Source organism: Oceanospirillum sediminis (genome assembly GCF_014164585.1).
Lineage (GTDB): Bacteria > Pseudomonadota > Gammaproteobacteria > Pseudomonadales > Halomonadaceae > Oceanospirillum > Oceanospirillum sediminis.
Window position 1 is genome coordinate 61045 of the sequence record NZ_JACJFM010000014.1, and the last position, 21318, is coordinate 82362.

Genomic DNA, 21318 nt, shown 5'->3' on the forward strand with positions numbered 1-21318 from the left:
TAAAATGTAAGGCACTGTACGAACGTTTTCTTCGTCTGTACTAACCTTTTGTCGGGCAGGCTTTACCCAGCACAACCTGTTGCTTCATTTCAGAATAACCCAGTTGCTGATAAAACCGATGGGCGTCTTTGCGAATAGCATTAGCCCTGATTCGATATTCATCGACATACTGGCTTAGCCATTGCTCCGCGACTACCACCAGTAGCTTACCAATGCCCCGCCCTCTGGCCTGCTGATTAACGACCAGGCTGACTATTTCGCCTTTTATTCCTTCCGCCAGCCTGATATCCAGTATTGCGGCGACACAACCGCAGACAAGGCCTGCATCTTCGGCAATAAAAACTTCCCCACCCTGATTTCTTACCTGCTGAATATTATCGCTAAGGCTCTGTCGGGAGTGCTCATAACCCAGCTGATTCATCAGGGCGATCAAAGCGGTAAGATCTCTTTCTTCATATACCCGGCGGCATACCGGCTTCTTATCAGACTCCATCTGAACACCTCCTGTTCATCTATCGGTTAGCATCACCTGACAATATCAGAACAGACATTTCATTAAAAATACTGTAAAAATTACCAGTAAAATATATACTATCGTTACTGAGCCAGTTTTCAGGTCCAGAAAATATCTATTGCATATCGCCTGGCACCAGGCTTTGTTATCACGAACAACCTGAAAACAGCCACCCGATGTTAAGTTACCTCTGCCCAGGCGGAGGGCAAAGTACGCAATTCTGTTATCTACCACCCCAAAGGATTTACGATGGATAAGAAACCTGAAAACCCGGACTCAGATCTGCAGTATCAGTTATCGGAATCTATCAGCGAATGGCTGCAATGTACTGCAATCGTAACGCACACGGATGAAGGCTGGTTTGTTTCTCTGAATGATCTGAGAAGCAAGGATCCGGTATTGAGAAACAGTTTTAACCTGCTCCGGGCAATGACACGGGATGTTCCCTACTCCTCCCATGAGAAACTCTTAAGAATCATGCGTAAGGTACATGGTGACTCTGAAGATGTCGTTGTTAGCATCAAAAATGCGATTAAACAGGGTGGTCGCCTGAGAGATACCACAACAAACCGGGAGCTTTCTGCTGAAGAAAGCCGTATACATTTTGAAAACTTCCTGGGAGAAGGTGATTCAGAGCCGCCCAAATCGGTTCAGTAACCCCGGATATCTAATTCTGTCTGAAGCCTCACGGATGTGAGGCTTTTATCAGCAGGCCTGCAGAACCATTCCGATTACATTGATTAGAAGGTTATGCGTGTGAGCCCGCGCATTAAATCATCGGTATTATCTAACTGAGCAATACTGTCTAACAGAGCTTTCAGCTCGTCTTTATCATCAGCTTTCATAGCGGAAGCTGTACAGGCATCAAATTTCTGCCAAAGCTGAGCATCCGTCAACGGAAAAGCCCGGGTTCCCACTGCCATAAACACTTCCGTCTTAAATCGAAGGCCGCTTTTCAGCCTGACCTCTACCTGTGTCGGGCATTCGGATTCCAGTTTGTCAACAGCCTGTTTCTGAACCAGGGGTAACAGTTGCTGTATTTCTGGTCGCAAAACCGCTGATTCAGAAAAATCATCCAGAGTGACATTATCAAATAGCAATCCGGTAATCAGACCATATTCCAACGAGAATTTGGCCTGCTGCGGAGTCTCAGGCCGGGAGTACATCAGATTTTTAAGATGAGCAGAAGGAGCAGTCACACGGATATATTCAACCTCATCGGCAGTGAAATCATACTGACTCTTCAGTTTTAACAGTCCATCCAGAGCACGGTGCACACTGCCACAGTTAGGAAAACGTTTGATCTTCAGGCCAAATGCTTCAATCATCAGAGGCTGAGCCGGATTAAGTGGAAAACTCATTTTCTGACCATACTCATCTTTATCCTGCATCAGAACTTTAAGCTCTGCCAGATCCTGCCCAACCATCAGAGTATTCATGCCATTACTGGCATCCAGAGTATTTAATCCAGCCGTCAGCCCGGCCTGAGCAAATAAAGCAGCCTGTACACCAGCCGCCGCAGCAAACCCGGCATGCATAGGCTTCGCATCGGTACCAAACTGGCTCATAAAGCCACCGGCAAGGCTACTGGCTATTGAAATGGCATGAGCAGTTTGTAAAGTATCCAGCTGCAATAAACGAGCACAGGCTGCTGCTGCAGCCAGACTACCAATGGTGGAAGTCGCGTGCCAGCCTCGACGGCGGTGAAAAGGATTCAGCCCCTGCCCTGTTAACCCCATAATCTGTAACCCGACAATATAGGCATCCAGCAAATGAAAACCATCTGAACGATGCTTCTCTGCCAATGCCAGCAATGCGGGGATAATCACTGCCGAAGGATGTCCCTTCGCCGGATCAAAATCATCATCGAAATCCAGAGCATGAGCTGCGGTACCATTAAACAAAGCCGCAAAAATAACAGACCCCATTATCTGCTGCCCAATCAGTGTAGCACTGCCTGCCCCAAAAGCATCACGAACTGTCAGTAGCTTCTGACAAACATCGGCCTGACTACCGGGAATGGCGCAAGCCAGCGTATCAATAAAGCTACGCTTTGCCAGATCTAACGTGTGTTCAGACCAGCCTTTTTTGCCCGAGTTAAGATCCGTCTCACCAGTCAAGTCATCATCTCCATGACTCTGAAAGCTGGTGACTTTTGCCTCTGCAATCCAGGCACTGTATATCAGCAAAGGGTTGTTTTTTTCGGTGTTGGTGTTGGTGTTGGTGTCAGAAAGCATAACGATCTCCGGGTAATGCACCTCTTTGCCAGAATAGCGATGTAAAATAACCGGCTTCAGACGAGTTCATCCTGCTTTAACTGGTGAAGGTTTTGTCTGTGATAAACCACAAACATCAGAGTACCAATAGCAACCAGGCTAACAGGCAGCAACAATGCCAGATGCCCCAGATCAACCTGAACCAACAGCTGGTAAAACGAAATGCCCAGTAAAGGAGCTAATAGCCCTCTGACTCCGGTCAGCGTGACGTGCACAGCCATATAATCCAGCGCCCGATCATTATCTGAAAAATCGTTATGGCCCAGATTCCAGCCAATAGCCCCACCTGACTGAGCCAGCCCATAGCAGGCTGAACCAATAAATAACAACCACTCGCTACCAGTGGCAAGCGCAAGTAAAAAGACACTCATTGCCAGCGTTAATCCGGCTCCATGCCAGATTCTGAAGAAAAAAATATGATTGCCTTCCAGTAACCGGGCCCACCAGCGAACCGCAAAAGGAATAATCAGCATAGGAATAGCAGAAGTGATCATAATCTGCTGCCAGGGTAACACCCCGGTAAACCGGTGAATTCCTACAACCAGTAAACCAATCAGCATCAGATTACCAGCTCCCAGAATAAACATCGCCAGCATATAACGAGCAAAAGCCTGATCAGCCCTGAATAACGCAGGCATCTGTAACAGAGTCAGTGTACTTCCCGGTTTATCAGCAAGAATTGCCTGCCGGCGCAAAGTCAGGTGTCGATAGCGCCAGCTTGCCCACAAAGCGATCAGAGCAAATACCGCACTAAGTAACTGAAATGCTGTAATGCCCTGCTCTATTAACCAGCCTGCAGCTAATGCAGCAACAGAAGTTGCCAGGGCAAAAACCGTAGTATAACGCGCAGTAATACGCGCCCGGATATTACGAGGATAATTACCTCGCCAGATCACGGAACGCAGCGTTGTAATCCCTGACCAGCATACTCTCGCAATCACAAGCAGGATCAGTAATCCAACTAATCCAGCCTCATTCACCGGCATCCATGCCAGACCTGCGCTACACAGACAACATAGCATTGCCAGCCTGGAAATCAGATCTGCTTTATTTCTGCCCTGACTCAACCGGACCCAGATCATGCTGAACAGATTCGCAAAAAAAGGAGCTCCCGTTGCAACTGCCACGGCCAGATTAACCTGCCATTCATATAACTGAGCAGAAAACTGCTGCTGAATAAGCAGGCCAGTGACACCGCCTTCAAGCAGTGCCAGAGTCAGTGCCAGACAAGCCCATGAGGTTGTCTCCAGTCGTATTCGGGAGCGCAGAGTTTGCATTGTTGAGTGTTATCGCCCTTACTTTTATCCGTTTATATTTCCCATCTCAGAGACTTTTGTTCAACAGCTCTTTCAAACATGGCTCTTTGCCTTTCCAGACTGTTAGCCAGGACAGACTCAACGATATCTTTCTGCTGATATCCCAGTAAGTTTGCAGACTGGACAATAGCCCGGTTTGAACCCAGGTTGCAGCTGATATTGTATTCGAGTGCGAACACCTTTCCATCTGGTGTAATCCGATAGTCAAAACGGCCATAATCATATGGCCAGATCATATTATTAATCTGGCGGGTAAAGCCTATCAGCTCTGGATAATTTCTATGCTCTGCAAAAGGGCGAATGCTGGAACCTTCCCTGAATCCTCGCTTCTGGGCATAGGTCACCATATTCAAAGCGTCACCAGCGGAGTTTTCCATAGGAAATAGCACCCATGGATAACCTGCACCAACAACCGGAACAGTGACATCTGTGCCAGGAATAAACTCTTCAACAATCACATCATGATTGTCCAGTAGTAACTTCCGAACCATAGGCCTCAGAGCCACCCAGTCAGTATCATGGAAGATCCCCCATGATGCACTGCTATTGTTTGGCTTAATCACATATCGCTCAGCTTTAAAAGTGGGTGCCGGAACAGATAAATCAGAAGTGCGATAAATCTGCCATCTCGGTGTGGGAATACCAAGATTCTGATAAAGAATCTTGCTCAGATGTTTATCATCAGCAAAACCACGCATACTGGGTGCAGCCCCAAGATATGGCAGGCTGTGATATTCCGACAGGCAGGAAGCAAAGATCTCACTGTTCCGGAATTGTCCCCGATTAAACAGGGTGAAAATAAAATTCTGCCTGGGATGTTTAAACAAAGTCTCATAACTGTCTGCCAGTCTCAGAGATATACCCAGTTGCTCCAGACACTGCCTGATCTCATTATGATAAACAGCATGAGAACCATCCTTTTTATCGAACTGTCCGCCTGCTCTGGCATGCTTAGCAAGGAAAAGTACTTTCAAACGATCGCGATCTTCTTCACGTAAACAGAGAGGTTTACCCTCTTCCTGAACACGATGAATAATATCCGGTGCATCCATAAAGCCTCCGAATTTTACTGTCACATATTTAGTACTTACCCCGCTATCATGCCACTATGTAACCTAATCAAACAAGTATACATAGATACAAAAAGAATCTTAACAATAAGGTAAAATGGTTTTAGAAAGGCATCAAAACAAATAAAAAACAAACTGATGACATCAAAGAAATTTATTAAATATTACAAATTTGACAGACACCCCTTTTATTTATAGCGCCTCCCGTGGCAAACAAAAAAGAGAGCCCGGCACAGGCCGGGCTCAGGTTATAAATGATCAAATATCGAAAAGTTTCAGCAATTGATCAGATCATACGCTTGCGTATCTGCACAACCAGAATTTCCGCCAGAATCACGACAGCAAAAATACTGAACAGCACCATAGAGACTTTCTGCCATTCAAACAGATTCATAGCATCATTCAGTACCACACCGATGCCTCCTGCACCCACTAAACCCAGTACAGCAGATTCACGGACATTAATGTCCCAACGAAACAACACGATAGAGAAAAAGGCCGGTTTAACCTGAGGCCAGTAACCTTTGATCAGAACAGAAGCCCAGGACGCCCCCGTTGCTCTTAACGCTTCAATCGTGCCCATGTTGATCTCTTCAATCGCTTCTGCCAGCAGTTTGCCGATAAAACCAACCGAACGAAATGCAATCGCCAGCACCCCGGCAATCACACCCGGACCAAACACCGCCACAAACAACAGCGCCCAGACCAGAGAGTTAACCGAACGGGATGACACCAGAAAAAAGCGGGAGATCCAGTTCACCACCGGATTAGCCACCACATTACGCGCATTCAGTAGCGCCAGTGGTACCGCAAAAATCAGCGTCACCAGAGTTCCCAGTGTCGCGATATGCAAAGTCTCCATTAACGCAGCATGCACCGTTATCGGATAAAACGCAGTATCCAGTGGCCACATACGGCTGAACATATCTGAAATCTGATTTGGAGCATCATAAAAGAACTCAGGAATAACATCGACGGTCCGGATTGATGCCAGAAAAGCAGCAACAGTTACCAGATAAACCGCAAAACGTGCCAGTTTTTTCTGAAAGGTAAAACGCTCCCATTGATGATTTATCGTGCTCATTGGAAAATCTCCCGTACTTTACCGGACAGGAATTCACCCAGCAGGATAATCGCAATAATGGTTAGCAGAATGGCGGTCACAAAGTCATAATCAAAACGCTGAAAAGCAGAAAACAGCGTCCCGCCCAGACCACCAGCACCAACGATTCCCACCATGGTGGAATTACGCAGGTTGGAATCCAGCTGATACATAGAAAAGCCGATGAAACGCGAGAAAACCTGCGGCAATACTGCAAATAGCACAATACTGGTAAAGCTGGCACCTGTGGCTCTGATCGCCTCAACCTGCTTAAAAGAGATCTCTTCAATCGCTTCCGCAAACAGCTTAGCGATAAAACCAATGGATGCCACAATGAGGGTTAACAATCCGGCCAGAGCACCAAAACCCACCGCTTTTACAAACAGAATAGCGATAATAACCGGATGAAAAGAGCGACATAAGGCGATGATTACCCGAGTCGGGCTACTAACCCACGCCGGCATCATATTGCGAGCGGCAAATAACCCGATAAACAGGGACATAAAGATCCCCACCACACTGGAGATAATGGCGATCTGCATCGACTCAATTAGGCCATCCAGCAATAACTCCCAGCGAGTGAAGTTTGGTGGAAACATACGATCCAGTAGCGCAGAACCATGACCAAGACCTTCCAGAAAACGTGCCAGACTCAGGTCCATATCAATCGCGGCATAGATCAGATAAGCCGCAATCACGATCACGCCAATCGTATTGGCCGGGCTTCTTTCAAACGGATTCGGGTAATCCTTTACGACAGCCATGATTCACCTCCATAAATCTGCTTCAGGTGATCCTCAGTAATGCCTTCAGGCGGGCCGTCATAAACCACATGCCCACCGCTCATACCGACCATACGTACAGCAAAACGCTGGGCCAGAGACACATCATGAATATTCACCAGCGCCGGAATATTTTTGCGACGGGCCAGCGTATCCATCAGCTCCATAATTTCGACAGCAGTTTTAGGGTCCAGAGACGATGTCGGCTCATCAGCCAGTAAGACATAAGGATCCTGCATTACCGCTCGGGCAATCCCGACCCGCTGACGCTGACCGCCAGAGAGGCTATCAGCACGCTGTTTGGCAAAATCTTTCAGCCCCACCATTTCCAGCAGTTCAAAGGCATTATTAATATCATCCTGAGTATAATTCCGGCGCCAGGCGTTCCAGGCTGACATATAACCTAAACGACCAGTCAGCAGGTTTTCGATCACGGTCAGACGTTCAACCAGATTGTACTCCTGGAACACCATCCCGATATGGCGACGGTGGCGACGTAACTCTTTACCCTCGACGCTGGTAAGATCCACATTATCAAACAGCACTTCTCCACTGGTCGGGTTAATCAAACGATTAATACATCGCAGCAGAGTCGATTTACCTGTCCCGGATGGACCGATAATGGCAATAATGCCGGGTTGATCAAAATTCAGATCGATACCACGCAGAATAGGTTTACCCGCTTCATATTCATGATTCAGATTGCGGATCTGCAGATAATTTTGTTGAGATTCGGCCATTATCATTTCCTTCAGGCAATACAAAAGCCTGCCTGCCCGTAATAAGGGCATGCACAGGAGCAATTTCTTGTTGTTATCGAGGATGATTTGTTGAACAAATCATCCTTATAGGGCACTAAAGCGACATATCTTCTGTAAGATAGAAGAATCGGCTTCCCCGGAAAGAAATCGGGAAAGCTGAAGCTTCACTTTTAGCAGATGGCATCAAAGTGCCAGTAGAACAGATATGAATTATTCAGACTTAGCCTGACTTGCCAACTCAGCCGCACGTTTTTTCGCCGCTTTTGCCGCTTCTTTTTCTGCCAGCTTTTGCAGACCTGTTTTGGTGTAAGCAGTACCTGTAGCGTGAGCAATATCACGAATCACCTGCCAGTCATCTTTATAAGTGATTTCCACAAAGCGGTCAGCACCACCAAAGGTCTTTTGCATCTCGTCAGTAAAGCGATAGCTGGAAAATGCCTCTCTGATTTTCTTCACCAGATCAGGATTCAGGTTATGCGCATAGCCGAAAGCGGAGGTGGGAAATTTAGGGCTGGTATAGATAATACGGAAGTCGTCACGATTGACTCTGCCTGCCGTTACCATACGGTTAAAGACATCCGATGCCACGGGTGCAGCATCATAGTCGCCAGACAGTACACCCATTACAGACTGGTCATGTTTGCCGGAATAGACCACTTTATAATCTTTGTCCGGTTCAATACCAGACTGAGGAAACAAGGCTCTCGGTGCCAGATTACCTGAGTTTGAAGAGACAGAAGTGTGTGCCACTTTCCTGCCTTTCAGCTGATCCATCTGCTTAATATCACTATCCGAACGCACAATCGTAATCAGGTTATAACCCTGAAAACCTTCTGCGCTGCCTTTAACCGCCAGAGGGACATAACCTGCCAGATTCACAGCATACCCTGTTGGCCCGGTCGAGAAGCCAGAAATATGCAGTCGACCCGAACGTAACGCTTCTACCTGAGCCGCATTGGAGTGCACGGTGTAATACACCACACGTTTACCGGTTTTTTCTTCCAGATGACGCTGGAAATCGGCAAAAGCATCCTTATACACGGCCGGATCTTCTACCGGCGTATAAGTAAAAACCAGAGTATTAGGATCGCGCCATTTGGTTTCATCTTTAGGCAGATCCGCCACCAGATCCTTGTTTTCATCGCAGAATTTGTCGTCCAGTACACCACGATATGAGCAGCTGTCAGCTGCCCAGGAAACGGAGGAACCCGCCATAAGGACTGTTGCGGTCAGAACAGACGTTGCTAGTTTATTAAACATGGATATGCATCCTTCTTGCGGAATAATCCGAACCAGTCTGTCGGCAATCATCTGATTCAGTTTTATCCCTGGTTTATTTTTATAGTTTTCGGCCAGTTTTGTCTCTGGCAGCCGTAACCATAAGAGCAAGCGGGATACCATCTATAAAAAGTCATTTAAAATCAAAAGGATAAAAAACATCAATCAGTCCTGCATTTCACTTATGGGACACCTGAGCCCCACACCAGAATATAAAAAGGGACACAAGTGCCCCATTTATTTATATCCGGTTTTCCCTCAGAAACGGACATTAACCCGCTATCGCCGTTCATCATACCGACTGAAAATCAGTCTTCCTGAAGTTTAAAATCCCACTTATCCAGATCGTGCTTTTTCATTTTCCGGTACAGGGTTTTTCGCGTCAGGCTCAGATAGTCGGCAGCTTTATTGACAATGCCCTGATTCGCTTTCAGTGCTTCAATAATCAACTGGCGTTCATATTCATCAATACGGCTTTCCAGCCCGGTTTCCTGATCATCGCTCTGCTCTCCTGTACGCGCCAGATTAAAGCCATCACCGGCAATGCCTATCACAAAGCGATCTGCGGCATTTTTCAGTTCACGAACATTGCCCGGCCAGTCGTACTGTTGCAGTTTCATAATCTGTTCAGGCTCCAGAGCAGGCACCGACTTGCTGAATCGTTGCCCGGCCTGAAGACTGTAGAAACGGAACAGGGCTACTGCATCTTCAGGCCGCTCTCTTAATGGTGGAATCCTGAGACTGGCGACATTCAGGCGATAATAAAGATCTTTACGGAACTCTCCCCGTTCACTCATCTGAGCCAGATCATCTTTGCTGGCAGCAATCACCGTCAGACTGACAGGAATCAGTTCAGAACCTCCAACCCGTTCGATACAACGATCTTGTAGTACCCTCAGCAATTTGATCTGCACAGAGATGGGCATACTTTCAATCTCATCCAGAAATAAAGTACCGCCGTTAGCAGCTTCAATTTTGCCAATATGTCTTCGGTTAGCACTGGTAAACGAACCTGCCTCATGGCCAAACAGCTCACTTTCGATAATGCTCTCAGTCATTCCGCCGCAGTTAATTGCCACAAAGCGCTGTTCGTGACGATCACTGAATTCATGTAATGCCCGTGCAACAACATCTTTTCCAGAACCGGTTTCACCATAAATAATGGTATCAACACTGGTCTGTGACAGCGCTAACACCTGCTCACGGATCTGCTGTGTTGCCGGAGCCTCACCGATAATAAACTGCTCAATAGCTGGCCTGCCCTGCGGATTTTGTTGTAGTTTACGGTCCTGCAGGTTCTGGGCTCGTTGTTCAGAAGCCTGCTGCAGACGGATGATCAGTTTTTCCGGTGTCAGAGGCTTTTCAAGAAAATCAAAAGCCCCCTCTTTCACTGCGGCAATCGCCATCGGGATATCGCCATGCCCACTCATCAGTACAACCGGCAGGTCCGTATCAATGGCTTTTACCATCCCCAGAAGGGCCAGACCATCAAGACCTGGCATGCGTACATCACTCAGAATAACCGCCGGCATATCCGGTTGTACCTGTGCCAGAGCGCTTTCGGGATCAGAAAAGCAGGTTACGCTGAAGCCTTCCAGTTCCAGCATCTCTTCCAACGCTTCCAGAATTGTCAGTTCATCGTCAATCAGCAGAATCTGCATGCCATTCCTCTGGTGCATTATGTAATTGAAGGGTAAAGCAACTGCCTTGTTCAGGCTCGGAGTGCACTAAGATCTGGCCATTAAAGTCCTGCATAATGTTGTAACTGATAGCCAGCCCCAGGCCTAAACCAGCCTCCGGTGCTTTATCGGTATAGTAAGGATCAAAAATCTGCCCGATCAGTTCAGGCGCAATGCCGCAACCGTTGTCTGTAACAGCAATATCAACCAGGCCTGCATGCTGAGACACATCTAACCGGATTCGGGGCATCTCACGGCCTGATACCGCATCCAGCGCATTACTCAACACATTCACCAGCACCTGCTCCAGCCGAATCGGCTCAGCCATCACATACAGATGCTCCGGGCAATTCCGTGCAATGTTAACGAAGCCTGCCTTGGGAGATACCAGTTCAATCGCGGCATTAATCACCGGCAATAGACGTACAGCACTGTTATCGCTGTCACTTTTTCTGGCAAAACCTCTTAAATGCCGGGTAATGCCCGCTGTTTTTTCCAGCAGTATCTTTATCTTATCCAGACTGTTTCTGGCTCTGTCCGGGCGATCATTATCCAGCCAGCGCCCGGCAGTGTGCAGGTGGCTGCTAATCGCGGTCAGAGGCTGATTGATTTCGTGGGTAATAGCGACGGATAACTGTCCCAGAGCAGCCAGTTTTCCGGCCTGAATTAATTCTTCCTGGGTTTTCCGAAGCTGACGCTCAGCCATCAGCCGCTCCTGAATCTCAGACTGCAACTGTCGTTGAATCCGGGCTTCTTTCAGGGCAGTTTGCTGAAAGTGTTGCAGATCACGTCCCATTGTCGCGACTTCATCCCGTCCACGAATCGAAACTTCTGTGGCTAACTCTCCTGCCGCAATAGCCCGCATACAGGATTGCAGGTAGCGTATTCTGCCCAGTACATTCTGGCGTACATACCACCAGGAAACACCTGCAGCAACAAACAGGCTGATTAAAGATAAGGTCAGTGCCAGACGGCTATTGCGCTCCAGTGCAGCTGAGACTTTCTCAATCTCTTCATCAATATTGTCATTCACCTGCAGCGTATAGTGTCCGATCTGAATCGCTAACTGACGAATATGATCCTGACTGACCCGCATCAGATAGCTTTCCTGATAACGGAAATCCAGTTCATCATTTTTAATCCGGAATAGCTCTCCCTGGCGACTGGCCATCATTAAAAGATGATCCAGTTGCTGCTGTTGCTGAAACGTCAGCGCATTATTCGGCAACCTCTTTAACAAAGCTCTGATATCATCAGACAATGATTCCAGGCGTAGAAAGGTGTAGTCCAGCTCATTAAAACTGGAGTCATTGGCTATCTTCTCTGCCAGTCCTGCAAGATATTCGATTCGACGCAATAAAGCAGGCCAGATCCTATTACCCGGATTCAGTGTCTGTCTATGTTCCAACTGCCGGATTAATCCCTGATACAGAGGAAACAACAGCTGGCGTTCCCCGTACCCCTGCCAGACCAGCTTTTCTCTGTGCTCTACGGCAAGATACAGTAAACCCACGCTATTGCTGATCTGAGATGAGATATCCCGGAAGTAGTTATCGTAATCAGGCAGATCCTGCATCAGGCGCTTCATATCCTGTAATGCCTGATCCAGCTGCAAGCGGGCTTCACGACGATTATAGGCAGATTCAGCCGTGACAATGCGGGGAACAGAGGCAACAACACGACGATTGGTGTCATTTAGCAGAGCTGCAGTAGCCAGCACACTGATATCGCTGCCTCTGAGATCATCCAACTGTTTTTCCAGCGTCGAGCTTGTTTGCCTGGCTAAACCAGCTGCCAGCAGGCTCATTGCTGCTATCAGAGCAAACGCCAGCGCCAGTCGTCCTCCTATGCCCAAATGCCTGATCATATTCGTGCCTTTTACTCAAAAAGGCATTAGAACAGAAACAAGACAATCACTCACGTATTTGCTGTCAGTGATAAAAACAGAACAGCGCATCAGGATGGCCTGAATGCCAGAACAGATCGACCTTTGACAATCAGTTATCTCAGACGATGTCGAGTAACACAATAAAGCTCCCAGAGCTGTTGTTTCTCCAGCCATATCATTGGATGTGTACCAAAAAAATAGCTTAGTTTAAGTGCAGTATCAGCGGTAATCGCCCTTTGTCCATTCACAATCTCATTGATTCTGCGGCGTGAAATACCCAGCTCTCTGGCCAGATCAGACTGATTGATATTCATAGCCTTCAGGTAACAACGATCCAGAAACCTTCCGGGGTGTTCAGGCTTACGCAGATGTAAACTGCTTTTCATAGACAAACCTCAAAACTTCACCGCAAAGAAAAAAGCCGGGATAGCAATCCCGGCCAACTGAAAAAGTGCATTTCACAGATATTGAGCCAATACACTAAAAAAGATCATCCTATCTCTGCCTGACCTGACAGGCTATGAATAACAGGCAGGCTGTGAACGGTCAGTCTGGGCGATCATCTTTAAACATGCGCCAGCCACCGACCATAGTCGAGATCAGACTCTGGCGAGACATAATGTCTTCACGAATCGCCACATAGACATGGATCATGACAAAAGTGATCAGATACCACATACCCAGATGGTGCCAGGTATGCACATCCTGACTCTGCCCCATCATAGGAATAATCCAGCCAAACCACTGATCAGCCCAACTACCGGCACCTAGCCCCTCTCCGTACAAAGCAAACCCGGTAAGAATCATAAAGGTGTTGCCCAGAACAAAGAAAAAGAACATCGCCAGTTGAGCCAGCGGGTTATGACCAATGTATTTACGCGGCGTTTTCTCCAGAAACAGGTACCAACGTAACTCATGGCCGATCTCTTTCCACCACTTACGACTGAAGAAAGGAGGCAGGAACAGTTCACGGGCATGACTGTTGCCAACAAAAGCCCAGTAGATACGTCCGATAAAGCCGATTGCCAGAATATAACCCGCAGTAAAGTGGGCAAAGCGGATATACCCCATCAGGTAATTATCAATCGCTTCACCAGGCTGTGATGGCAGCGGTGAACCGATAAAATAACCCGTTACACACAAGGTCACGATTGAAAAAACCGTGACCCAGTGCCAGAGCCGCAGCGGTGCTTCATACACATAAACCGCGGTCTGTTTGCGTTGTTTAAGCTCATCACTCATAACAAACTCCTTGAACCCAAGCCCCGGCTACTGAGTAAGTAAATCACTGAGCAGACGGGTCCTCGTGGGATCGTTAATGGACAGCGGTTAGCGAATTTTCACCTTGGTCAGCTCCTGACCATCCGGCGACATCACATGAGTGGAACAGGCCAGACAAGGATCGAAACTGTGCAGCGTACGCAGAATCTCTACCGGCTCATCCGGGCGCTCCATCGGAGTATTCAGCAAGGCTGCCTCAAAGGCACCGATATTGCCGTTGTGATCCCGTGGTGTACCGTTCCAGGTGGTCGGTACGATAGCCTGATAGTTTTCAATCTTGCCATCTTTGATCTTGATCCAGTGACCCAGAGCGCCGCGCGGTGCTTCGTTAATACCGACACCTTTGGCTTCTTTTGGCCAGCTGGAAGGGTCCCACTTCTCGGTATTCGCCGTCGAGCTATCACCATTTTTGATGTTATTGATCAGCTGATGCCAGTCATCCAGCATAGAATCCGCACACAACTCACATTCCAGTGCACGGGCCAGGGTACGACCCAGAGTGGATGGCAGGAACTGCTTCAGGCCCAGATCATGGCCTGTGGCCTGATTAAAGGCGGACAGAGAACGATCTACCTGCTCCTGTATATATTCCTTACCGGAAGCATAAGCGATGATATAACGCGCCAGTGGCCCTACTTCCATAGCATGACCTTTCCAGCGTGGTGCTTTAATCCAACTGTATTTCGCGGACTCGTCCAGCTCTTTAATGTTGGTCTTAGTCCCCTTCGTTTCTGGTCCCAGCTCGAACTTAGGTTCAGTAACACCATCCCAGGGGTGCAGGCCTTTAGTGTCATCACCGTAGCTATACCAACTGTGGGAAACAAACTCCTGAATCTCATTCGGATCACGTACATCCACTGGGAGCACTTCATCCCAGTTACCATTAACAATGGCACCCGCAGGCAGCAGATCAGTGGATTTATCGTACGGTACCTGAGTATAGGTTCCGTAAGACAGCAGATTCTCGGACGCCAGACCACCACCATAGAGCCAATTCTTATAGATACTGGCCACCGCCATCACATCCGGCAGATAGACGTTTTTGGTAAAGGCACGGGCTTCGTTAATACGCTCCAGCACAAAGTTCAGGCTGGTCATATTCACCGGGGCACCGGATGCCCCCACATCATCCAAATTAATAGCACAGGCGACACCGCCGACCATATAGTTCGGGTGCGGGTTTTTACCACCAAAAATGGCGTGAATCTTGACAATCTCCTTCTGCAGATCCAGCGCTTCCAGATAGTGCGCTACTGCCATCAAATCCGCTTCCGGTGGCAATTTATAAGCCGGATTATCCCAGTAACCGTTAGCAAACAAGCCGAGCTGACCGGTTTCAACAAACTTCTTCAGACGGGTCTGGATATCTTTAAAGTAGCCAGGAGATGACTTGGGATGCGATGGGGAAACCATCTTCTGCAGTTCAGACGTGGCTTTCGGATCAGCCTTTAAGGCGTTAACAGGGTTTACCCAATCCAGTGCATGCAGGTGGTAGAAATGCACAATATGATCGTGCACCTGCAAAGTTTTATCCATCATATGACGGATGATATGGGCATTGAGTGGAATTTGAATATCCAGCGCATCTTCTACTGCGCGCACTGAGGTCAGTGCATGAGTCCCGGTACATACACCACAAATACGCTCTACAAAGGCCCAGGCATCACGGGGATCACGACCTTTCAGAATCACTTCCAGACCACGCCACATGGTGCCGGTAGAAACCGCGTTGCGAATAATATTGTTCTCGTCCACATTCACTTCACAGCGCATATGGCCTTCAATACGGGTGACCGGATCAACAACAATACGACGGCCACTGTTATCCAGATTACTGGCGTTAAAATCGTTCATTATTCCTGATCTCCCTTAGCTGTGGCACGTTTTACGGCACTAACCGCCGCATGAGCGGCAATAGCGGTACCGACTGCACCCGCCACTGCTGTACCGATCTCATCGGCGTTTTTCTCAATACCAAACTGAGGGATATTGCTCAGGCGCTCATAGAAGCTGCCCTTGTCCCAGAAACCGTCTTCGGAACAACCGATACAACCGTGACCGGCCTGAATTGGGAAAGAAACACCTTCGTTCCAACGCACCGTGGAACAGGCGTTATAGGTGGTAGGCCCTTTACAACCCACTTTATAGAGGCAGTAGCCTTTACGTGCGCCTTCATCATCCCACTCTTCCACAAACTGCCCTGCATCAAAGTGCGGACGACGATAGCATTTATCGTGAATACGCTGACCGTAGAACATCTTAGGACGGCCCTGACGATCCAGCTCTGGCAACTTGCCAAAAGTCAGCATATAGGTGATCACCCCGGTCATGACTTCTGCAATAGGCGGACAACCCGGCACCTTGATAATCGGCTTATCGGTGATCACTTTATGGATCGGCACTGCCTGGGTTGGATTAGGGCGCGCTGCCTGTACACAACCCCAGGATGCACAGGAACCCCAGGCGATCACAGCTTTAGCATCTTTCGCCGCATGTTTCAGCTGATCCAGGAATGGCTTACCGCCAACAATACAGAACATACCGTCTTCATTCAGTGGTGGGTTACCTTCAACCGCCAGGATATATTCGCCTTTATACTTCTGGATGGTTTCTTCCAGAATCGCCTCAGCCTGATGACCTGCCGATGCCATCAGGGTGTCGTCATAATCCAGCGAGATCATAGAAAGCACCACATCTTTTACCAGTGGGTGCGCAGAACGAATAAAGGACTCGGAACAGCAGGTACACTCCAGACCGTGCAACCAGAGCACAGGAGTCCGCTGTTTTGTTTCCATCGCATGGGCAATCTGCGGGGCATATGTCGGGCCTAAACCCAGGGCTGCAGCGGTCAGACTACAGTATTTCAGAAAACTACGACGGGTAATCCCCTGACGTCGCATCACCTCGTAAAAGGTTTCCAATTGGGGCATGCCAATCTCCTGTTCACCACGGTTCGGCTGGAATCCGGAACAGAATTCCGTTAACGCCTTATTTTTGTTGTATTCATCTGAGCCTGGTTAATAAGCTCACTGCACGAATCTCTATCCCGTGGTAACCTTCAAAAGCTATGCCAATAAATAAAACCTTTTTAAATCAATAAATTAAAAACAAAAACCCTGTTTTCCAAGAAAACAGGGTTCCATTTAAAACAAACACTGACAACTAAGTTTTCACTCAGTCGTTTTTAATGGTGTAGCAAAGTTTCCAGTAATGACTCGCCATTCTCAGTCTGATCAGGATACAGCTCCCGAATTTTTTCAATCTCTTCAACATGCTGAATAAACACCTCGGTCAATTCCGGATCAAAATGCTTTCCGGCTTCATCCTGAATAAGCTGGCAGGTTTTTTCCATACTCCAGGGTTTTTTATAGGGTCTTTCTGAACGGAGCGCATCATAAACATCGCATAGAGTTACAATACGACTTTCCAGAGGAATATCCTCTCCCTTCAGACCTGATGGATAACCTTTTCCGTCCCAGCGCTCATGATGAGTCAGTGCAATCTGGGCAGCCATTTTCATCATCGGCGTTTCCGTATCACTCAGGATTTCATAGCCAATACGTGAGTGAGAGCGCATAATTTCCCACTCTCTGTCATTAAGCTTACCCTGTTTTAACAGTACACCATCCGGAATGCCTATTTTACCTACATCGTGCATCTGAGACGCTTTCTGTACATTACTGGCAAACACATCATCGCCTGTTGCCAGCTTTGCCAGAACACCACAACTCTCACTCATTCGCTTAACATGAGCTCCGGTTTCATTGTCCCGGTATTCAGCCGCACGCCCTAAACGGTACAAAACCTCATTCTGAGTTTCTTCCAGCTCTTGTGTCTGACGCTTAACTTCCTGATGCAGATTGTCCCGCTCTTCTTTCAGTTCAGCTGTCAGGGCAACCAGACGCAATCCATTACGTACCCGCAGCAGCAACTCACTGACATCAAAAGGCTTGGTCAGATAATCCAGAGCACCCAGTTCAAGCGCCTCCAGTTTATCATCAGCAGAAGTCATTGCCGTCAATACAACAACCTGAGGCGGGTCTGCCAGCTCAGACTGCATTTGCCTCATCAGGTCCAGTCCATGTAAACCAGGCATATTGAGGTCCAGCAAAATCAGATCAACTTTATTATTTTTACACCAGGGAATAACCTCTGCTGGCCGATTCATACCCTGAGTGTTCTTGCATCCTGCTTTATTCAAAGATGCCTGGACAAGACGCACATTCATCTCTTCGTCATCAACAATTAACAAAGACGACTTTCTCAAAGCCTCATCAAAAATCATGGCACGCCTCAGAAATCAAACTATACATAACCTGCCTTTAACTGGCTGAATGCAGGGCAGATATTAAAAGCTTAATCGGATAACCTGTACTCAGTAAAACTATCAGCAAGAAGATAGATACTAATAGCTTGTTACTATGTAAACAAGACGTAAGCTCAAGTCGCAGCAATCAAAAGCCTTTCCTAACAGGGCAACTACAATTCATTACGCCCTAAAGCATAGCCAATTACCATCGCAACTGTCCCTCCAATTGCAAGAAACCCGTTATCCAGACCGACTATCTCAGCCCAATTAACGAAAGCAGTTGACACAAGGAGAAGCCCTCCCCCATTCATAAAGATCCGTCCAAGAGCTACACGATCCACCAGATAAGCCTCTTTAATATTTTTATTCATAAGCACCTGAACAAAAGTTTCTCTGCAAATGAGAGAACCGTATTCTCCAGACAATAGTTGAAAAATATCGAACTACTTTTGTTCAGGCATGTATCAGAGTTCACCAGATTTAAAATTATGCAGTGCATCTTCAATCTGGAATTGTACTGAATTCAGGAAACCCTGACATACCCCATCAGGCCTGTTTTCATATGCTCAATAACATGACAATGATACATCCAGCTACCGGGATTATCTGCAACAAAGGCGGCTTTCGCCCGACCATTTTTACCCAACAATACTGTATCCGTATGGAATGGGGTCACAGGTTTACCATCCATCTCCAGCACCAGAAAAGTGTGGCCATGAAGATGAATCGGATGGTGATACTGGGTATTGTTTCTCAGTTCAAAAATATAGCTGTGACCCAGTGTCAGATCTGCCACGGGTTCAGGAATGTTGTCTTTACTCATCCCTTCCCAGGCTCTGCGATTAATTAACCAGAATACAGGATGGGTATTACCCGCTTCATCCGTTGGGCTGATAGCTCCTTCCCATTCAAAAACAAAGTTAATGGTTTCAGCGGTATCCAGATCAGGAACAGGTACAGGGTTTATCGGTAATGATGGTAGTTCACTATGAATATCTCCTGTTTGAGCGGTTGCAGTAAAACCTGCTACCGGGAAGCCGAACTTCCCTAAGAGATACTCAAGTGCAACATGCTGCCCCTCATCAGGCATAATCAGCCCAATATCAAGCCGCATACCCGGACCGATTTTATGCTGATCCAGAGGATAAGGAGATGAAACGGGGTTGCCATCAATAGCAATAACCTGTGCATCAGTCCCTTTCATACGCAGGTTATATGTCATGGTATTATCGACATTAGCAATTCTCAGCCTGACCCGACTTCCGGCAGGATAACTGAACTGAGGATCGTGGATACCATTTGCGGTACCCCACTCTCCCGGAGTTCCCATTCTTGCTGCATACCTGGGCCTGGTTAATGCTTTCCACTCTCCCTTTTTATCCAGATGCCAGTGCTTAAGAATCAGTACTTCGTCAATATCAAAGTCAACAGGTTCAGCTTCATCAACGACAAAAGCACCGACCAGTCCTTTACCCAGCTGAACCGTACTATTCATATGAGGGTGATACCAGAAAGTCCCGGCATCAGGCGGGGTAAACTCATAGACAAAGGTTTCTCCGGGCATTACCGGAGGCTGACTCAGAAAAGGAACCCCGTCCATTTCAATAGGAATTCTCAGCCCATGCCAGTGTATCGTGGTAGGTTCATTCAGTTTATTAGTGAATTCAATTCTGACAGGCTTTCCCTGACGCGCCCGGATCACAGGAGCCGGTATATTTCCGTTAAAAGTCAGTACCGATGTCTGAAACCCCGGAATTAATTCTGCAGATGAAGGCTCAGCCGTCAGTTTATAGTGATACTCTATATCTGTTTTAACCTGAGCCAGAGACCATTGAGGTAGCGCAACAGAAGCCAGTGAAATGCCACTCAGTTGCAGGAAAGCCCTTCTATCCAAAATATTATCTCCCGAGTCAAATAATCAGGAGATAGTACTGTATCACCACTTAGTGGGAAATATTATTATTTGAGACAGATCACCAAAAGCAGAAAATTCACCTGATCTGATATACTCCGAATAAAGACATTACGTCTCTGCCAGCCTTTCTTTTACTTCAAGGACCGCAGGCAATACTCTCTGAAAGGCCTCGACAATCTGAGGGTCAAAATGTTTACCTTTCTGTTCCTCAAATAAATTCAGGGCATCTTCTACCGACCAGGCTTTTTTATATGGCCGGACAGAAACCAGAGCATCAAAGACATCCGCCAGAGCAGCAATACGGGCGACCAGAGGAATATCATCTCCTTTCAGCCCATGAGGATAGCCAGAACCATCCCATTTCTCATGATGATATAAAGCAACTTCCCGAGCGACCTTCAACAATTCAGAATCAGGATTATCAAGAATTCGGCCACCAATTGCCGGATGGCTTTTAATGACCTCAAATTCATCTTCAGTTAAGCGCCCAGGCTTACATAAAATCTGATCCGGAATACCCAGTTTGCCAATATCGTGCATAGGGGCAGCCGATGCCAGAGTATCCGCATCCTCCTCACTAAAACCCAGTTCCAACGCAATCAATCTGGTATACTCAGCCATACGCTGAACATGCAAACCTGTTTCATTATCCTTATACTCGGCGGCCAGTCCCAGTCTGCGAATCAATTCTTTACGAGACTTATCCAGCTCCTGAGTTCTGAGCATCACTTCATGCATCAGAGATTGTTTTTGCATAGCTGCAGCCAGATGGGTTCGTATTCTGGCTTTAACAATAGGCGGACTAATTGGCTTAGTAATATAGTCCACCGCTCCCAGCTCCAGGCCCTTTTCTTCATCCCCGATATCGCTCATCGCACTGATAAAAATGACAGGGATGTTTTTTGTGCGAGGATCAGCCTTCAACTGGCGGCAAACTTCATAGCCATCAATACCAGGCATCATAATATCTAACAGAATCAAATCAGGAACAGTACCATTAAACACCCGATTCAATGCCTGCTCACCATCCTTAGCCACTACAGTTCTGTAATCAGGCTTTAACAAACCGACCAGCACCGAAATATTCATCGGCGTGTCGTCAACAATCAACACCGTTGGCTTTTCATTTGTCATTTGGTTCTCTGTC

At 47.4% G+C, this 21318-nt stretch carries 19 protein-coding genes; 1 reads left to right on the forward strand and 18 read right to left on the reverse strand.

The window, feature by feature from the left end:
* Nucleotides 1-40: 40 nt before the first annotated feature.
* The gene (locus H4O21_RS12215) at nt 41-493 is read right to left on the reverse strand and encodes a GNAT family N-acetyltransferase (RefSeq protein WP_182809148.1); all 453 of its coding nucleotides are present in this window, start codon (nt 491-493) and stop codon (nt 41-43) included.
* Nucleotides 494-763: 270 nt separating this feature from the next.
* Between H4O21_RS12215 and H4O21_RS12220 the strand changes: the two genes are divergently transcribed.
* Entirely contained in the window at nt 764-1171 is a 408-nt protein-coding gene (locus H4O21_RS12220) for a hypothetical protein (RefSeq protein ID WP_182809149.1), read from the forward strand.
* A gap of 83 nt (nt 1172-1254) precedes the next feature.
* Here the strand turns inward: H4O21_RS12220 and H4O21_RS12225 are convergent, their stop codons facing one another.
* The 17 genes from H4O21_RS12225 to H4O21_RS12305 form a co-directional block, all read right to left on the reverse strand.
* Nucleotides 1255-2751 carry an MmgE/PrpD family protein gene (locus tag H4O21_RS12225; RefSeq protein WP_182809150.1) on the reverse strand — a complete coding sequence of 499 codons (1497 nt, stop codon included), beginning with the start codon at nt 2749-2751 and terminating at the stop codon, nt 1255-1257.
* Nucleotides 2752-2807: 56 nt separating this feature from the next.
* Nucleotides 2808-4067, reverse strand: a complete 1260-nt coding sequence (locus H4O21_RS12230) for an MFS transporter (RefSeq protein WP_182809151.1) — start codon at nt 4065-4067, stop codon at nt 2808-2810.
* A gap of 32 nt (nt 4068-4099) precedes the next feature.
* Nucleotides 4100-5182, reverse strand: a complete 1083-nt coding sequence (locus H4O21_RS12235; protein ID WP_220495640.1) for an ATP-grasp domain-containing protein — start codon at nt 5180-5182, stop codon at nt 4100-4102.
* A 280-nt stretch (nt 5183-5462) separates the two neighbouring features.
* On the reverse strand, nt 5463-6260 hold the full coding sequence (gene phnE, locus H4O21_RS12240) for a phosphonate ABC transporter, permease protein PhnE (protein ID WP_182809153.1): 798 nt from the start codon (nt 6258-6260) through the stop codon (nt 5463-5465).
* Entirely contained in the window at nt 6257-7042 is a 786-nt protein-coding gene (gene phnE, locus H4O21_RS12245; protein WP_182809154.1) for a phosphonate ABC transporter, permease protein PhnE, read from the reverse strand. Before phnE (H4O21_RS12245) ends, phnE (H4O21_RS12240) begins: the two co-directional genes overlap by 4 nt.
* Nucleotides 7030-7800: a phosphonate ABC transporter ATP-binding protein gene (phnC, locus tag H4O21_RS12250; protein WP_182809155.1), complete on the reverse strand. Its 771-nt coding sequence runs from the start codon at nt 7798-7800 to the stop codon at nt 7030-7032. Before phnC ends, phnE (H4O21_RS12245) begins: the two co-directional genes overlap by 13 nt.
* Nucleotides 7801-8031: 231 nt before the next feature.
* On the reverse strand, nt 8032-9081 hold the full coding sequence (phnD, locus tag H4O21_RS12255) for a phosphate/phosphite/phosphonate ABC transporter substrate-binding protein (RefSeq protein WP_182809156.1): 1050 nt from the start codon (nt 9079-9081) through the stop codon (nt 8032-8034).
* Between the two features lie 326 nt (nt 9082-9407).
* Nucleotides 9408-10760 (reverse strand): sigma-54-dependent transcriptional regulator, encoded by a 1353-nt coding sequence (locus H4O21_RS12260; protein ID WP_255487287.1) that lies wholly within the window; start codon nt 10758-10760, stop codon nt 9408-9410.
* Nucleotides 10741-12645: an ATP-binding protein gene (locus tag H4O21_RS12265; RefSeq protein ID WP_182809158.1), complete on the reverse strand. Its 1905-nt coding sequence runs from the start codon at nt 12643-12645 to the stop codon at nt 10741-10743. The genes H4O21_RS12260 and H4O21_RS12265 overlap by 20 nt, the downstream gene beginning before the upstream one ends.
* Before the next feature lie 134 nt (nt 12646-12779).
* The gene (locus tag H4O21_RS12270; RefSeq protein WP_182809159.1) at nt 12780-13052 is read right to left on the reverse strand and encodes a HigA family addiction module antitoxin; all 273 of its coding nucleotides are present in this window, start codon (nt 13050-13052) and stop codon (nt 12780-12782) included.
* Nucleotides 13053-13212: 160 nt separating this feature from the next.
* The gene (gene cybH, locus H4O21_RS12275) at nt 13213-13908 is read right to left on the reverse strand and encodes a Ni/Fe-hydrogenase, b-type cytochrome subunit (protein ID WP_182809160.1); all 696 of its coding nucleotides are present in this window, start codon (nt 13906-13908) and stop codon (nt 13213-13215) included.
* 87 nt (nt 13909-13995) lie between these two features.
* Nucleotides 13996-15801 carry a nickel-dependent hydrogenase large subunit gene (locus H4O21_RS12280; protein WP_182809161.1) on the reverse strand — a complete coding sequence of 602 codons (1806 nt, stop codon included), beginning with the start codon at nt 15799-15801 and terminating at the stop codon, nt 13996-13998.
* Entirely contained in the window at nt 15801-16877 is a 1077-nt protein-coding gene (locus H4O21_RS12285; protein WP_182809162.1) for a hydrogenase small subunit, read from the reverse strand. The genes H4O21_RS12280 and H4O21_RS12285 overlap by 1 nt, the downstream gene beginning before the upstream one ends.
* A gap of 254 nt (nt 16878-17131) precedes the next feature.
* Nucleotides 17132-18232, reverse strand: coding sequence for an HD domain-containing phosphohydrolase (locus H4O21_RS12290; protein ID WP_182809163.1), 1101 nt, complete (start codon nt 18230-18232; stop codon nt 17132-17134).
* Between the two features lie 194 nt (nt 18233-18426).
* Complete coding sequence (locus tag H4O21_RS12295; RefSeq protein WP_182809164.1) at nt 18427-18627, reverse strand: hypothetical protein; 201 nt, start codon at nt 18625-18627, stop codon at nt 18427-18429.
* Nucleotides 18628-18779: 152 nt separating this feature from the next.
* Nucleotides 18780-20150: a multicopper oxidase family protein gene (locus tag H4O21_RS12300; protein WP_255487288.1), complete on the reverse strand. Its 1371-nt coding sequence runs from the start codon at nt 20148-20150 to the stop codon at nt 18780-18782.
* A gap of 129 nt (nt 20151-20279) precedes the next feature.
* Entirely contained in the window at nt 20280-21305 is a 1026-nt protein-coding gene (locus tag H4O21_RS12305) for an HD-GYP domain-containing protein (RefSeq protein WP_182809165.1), read from the reverse strand.
* Nucleotides 21306-21318: the final 13 nt, after the last annotated feature.

What these genes read in the sequence shown, in the direction of transcription:
- phnE (WP_182809153.1), bottom strand. Translation starts at nt 6,260, where the DNA reads ATGAGCACGATAAATCATCAATGGGAGCGTTTTACCTTTCAGAAAAAA.
- H4O21_RS12220 (WP_182809149.1), top strand. Translation starts at nt 764, where the DNA reads ATGGATAAGAAACCTGAAAACCCGGACTCAGATCTGCAGTATCAGTTA.
- phnC (WP_182809155.1), bottom strand. Translation starts at nt 7,800, where the DNA reads ATGGCCGAATCTCAACAAAATTATCTGCAGATCCGCAATCTGAATCAT.
- H4O21_RS12285 (WP_182809162.1), bottom strand. Translation starts at nt 16,877, where the DNA reads ATGCCCCAATTGGAAACCTTTTACGAGGTGATGCGACGTCAGGGGATT.
- H4O21_RS12290 (WP_182809163.1), bottom strand. Translation starts at nt 18,232, where the DNA reads ATGATTTTTGATGAGGCTTTGAGAAAGTCGTCTTTGTTAATTGTTGAT.
- H4O21_RS12225 (WP_182809150.1), bottom strand. Translation starts at nt 2,751, where the DNA reads ATGCTTTCTGACACCAACACCAACACCAACACCGAAAAAAACAACCCT.
- H4O21_RS12215 (WP_182809148.1), bottom strand. Translation starts at nt 493, where the DNA reads ATGGAGTCTGATAAGAAGCCGGTATGCCGCCGGGTATATGAAGAAAGA.
- H4O21_RS12260 (WP_255487287.1), bottom strand. Translation starts at nt 10,760, where the DNA reads ATGCAGATTCTGCTGATTGACGATGAACTGACAATTCTGGAAGCGTTG.
- phnD (WP_182809156.1), bottom strand. Translation starts at nt 9,081, where the DNA reads ATGTTTAATAAACTAGCAACGTCTGTTCTGACCGCAACAGTCCTTATG.
- H4O21_RS12280 (WP_182809161.1), bottom strand. Translation starts at nt 15,801, where the DNA reads ATGAACGATTTTAACGCCAGTAATCTGGATAACAGTGGCCGTCGTATT.
- H4O21_RS12230 (WP_182809151.1), bottom strand. Translation starts at nt 4,067, where the DNA reads ATGCAAACTCTGCGCTCCCGAATACGACTGGAGACAACCTCATGGGCT.
- phnE (WP_182809154.1), bottom strand. Translation starts at nt 7,042, where the DNA reads ATGGCTGTCGTAAAGGATTACCCGAATCCGTTTGAAAGAAGCCCGGCC.
- H4O21_RS12265 (WP_182809158.1), bottom strand. Translation starts at nt 12,645, where the DNA reads ATGATCAGGCATTTGGGCATAGGAGGACGACTGGCGCTGGCGTTTGCT.
- H4O21_RS12270 (WP_182809159.1), bottom strand. Translation starts at nt 13,052, where the DNA reads ATGAAAAGCAGTTTACATCTGCGTAAGCCTGAACACCCCGGAAGGTTT.
- cybH (WP_182809160.1), bottom strand. Translation starts at nt 13,908, where the DNA reads ATGAGTGATGAGCTTAAACAACGCAAACAGACCGCGGTTTATGTGTAT.
- H4O21_RS12305 (WP_182809165.1), bottom strand. Translation starts at nt 21,305, where the DNA reads ATGACAAATGAAAAGCCAACGGTGTTGATTGTTGACGACACGCCGATG.
- H4O21_RS12295 (WP_182809164.1), bottom strand. Translation starts at nt 18,627, where the DNA reads ATGAATAAAAATATTAAAGAGGCTTATCTGGTGGATCGTGTAGCTCTT.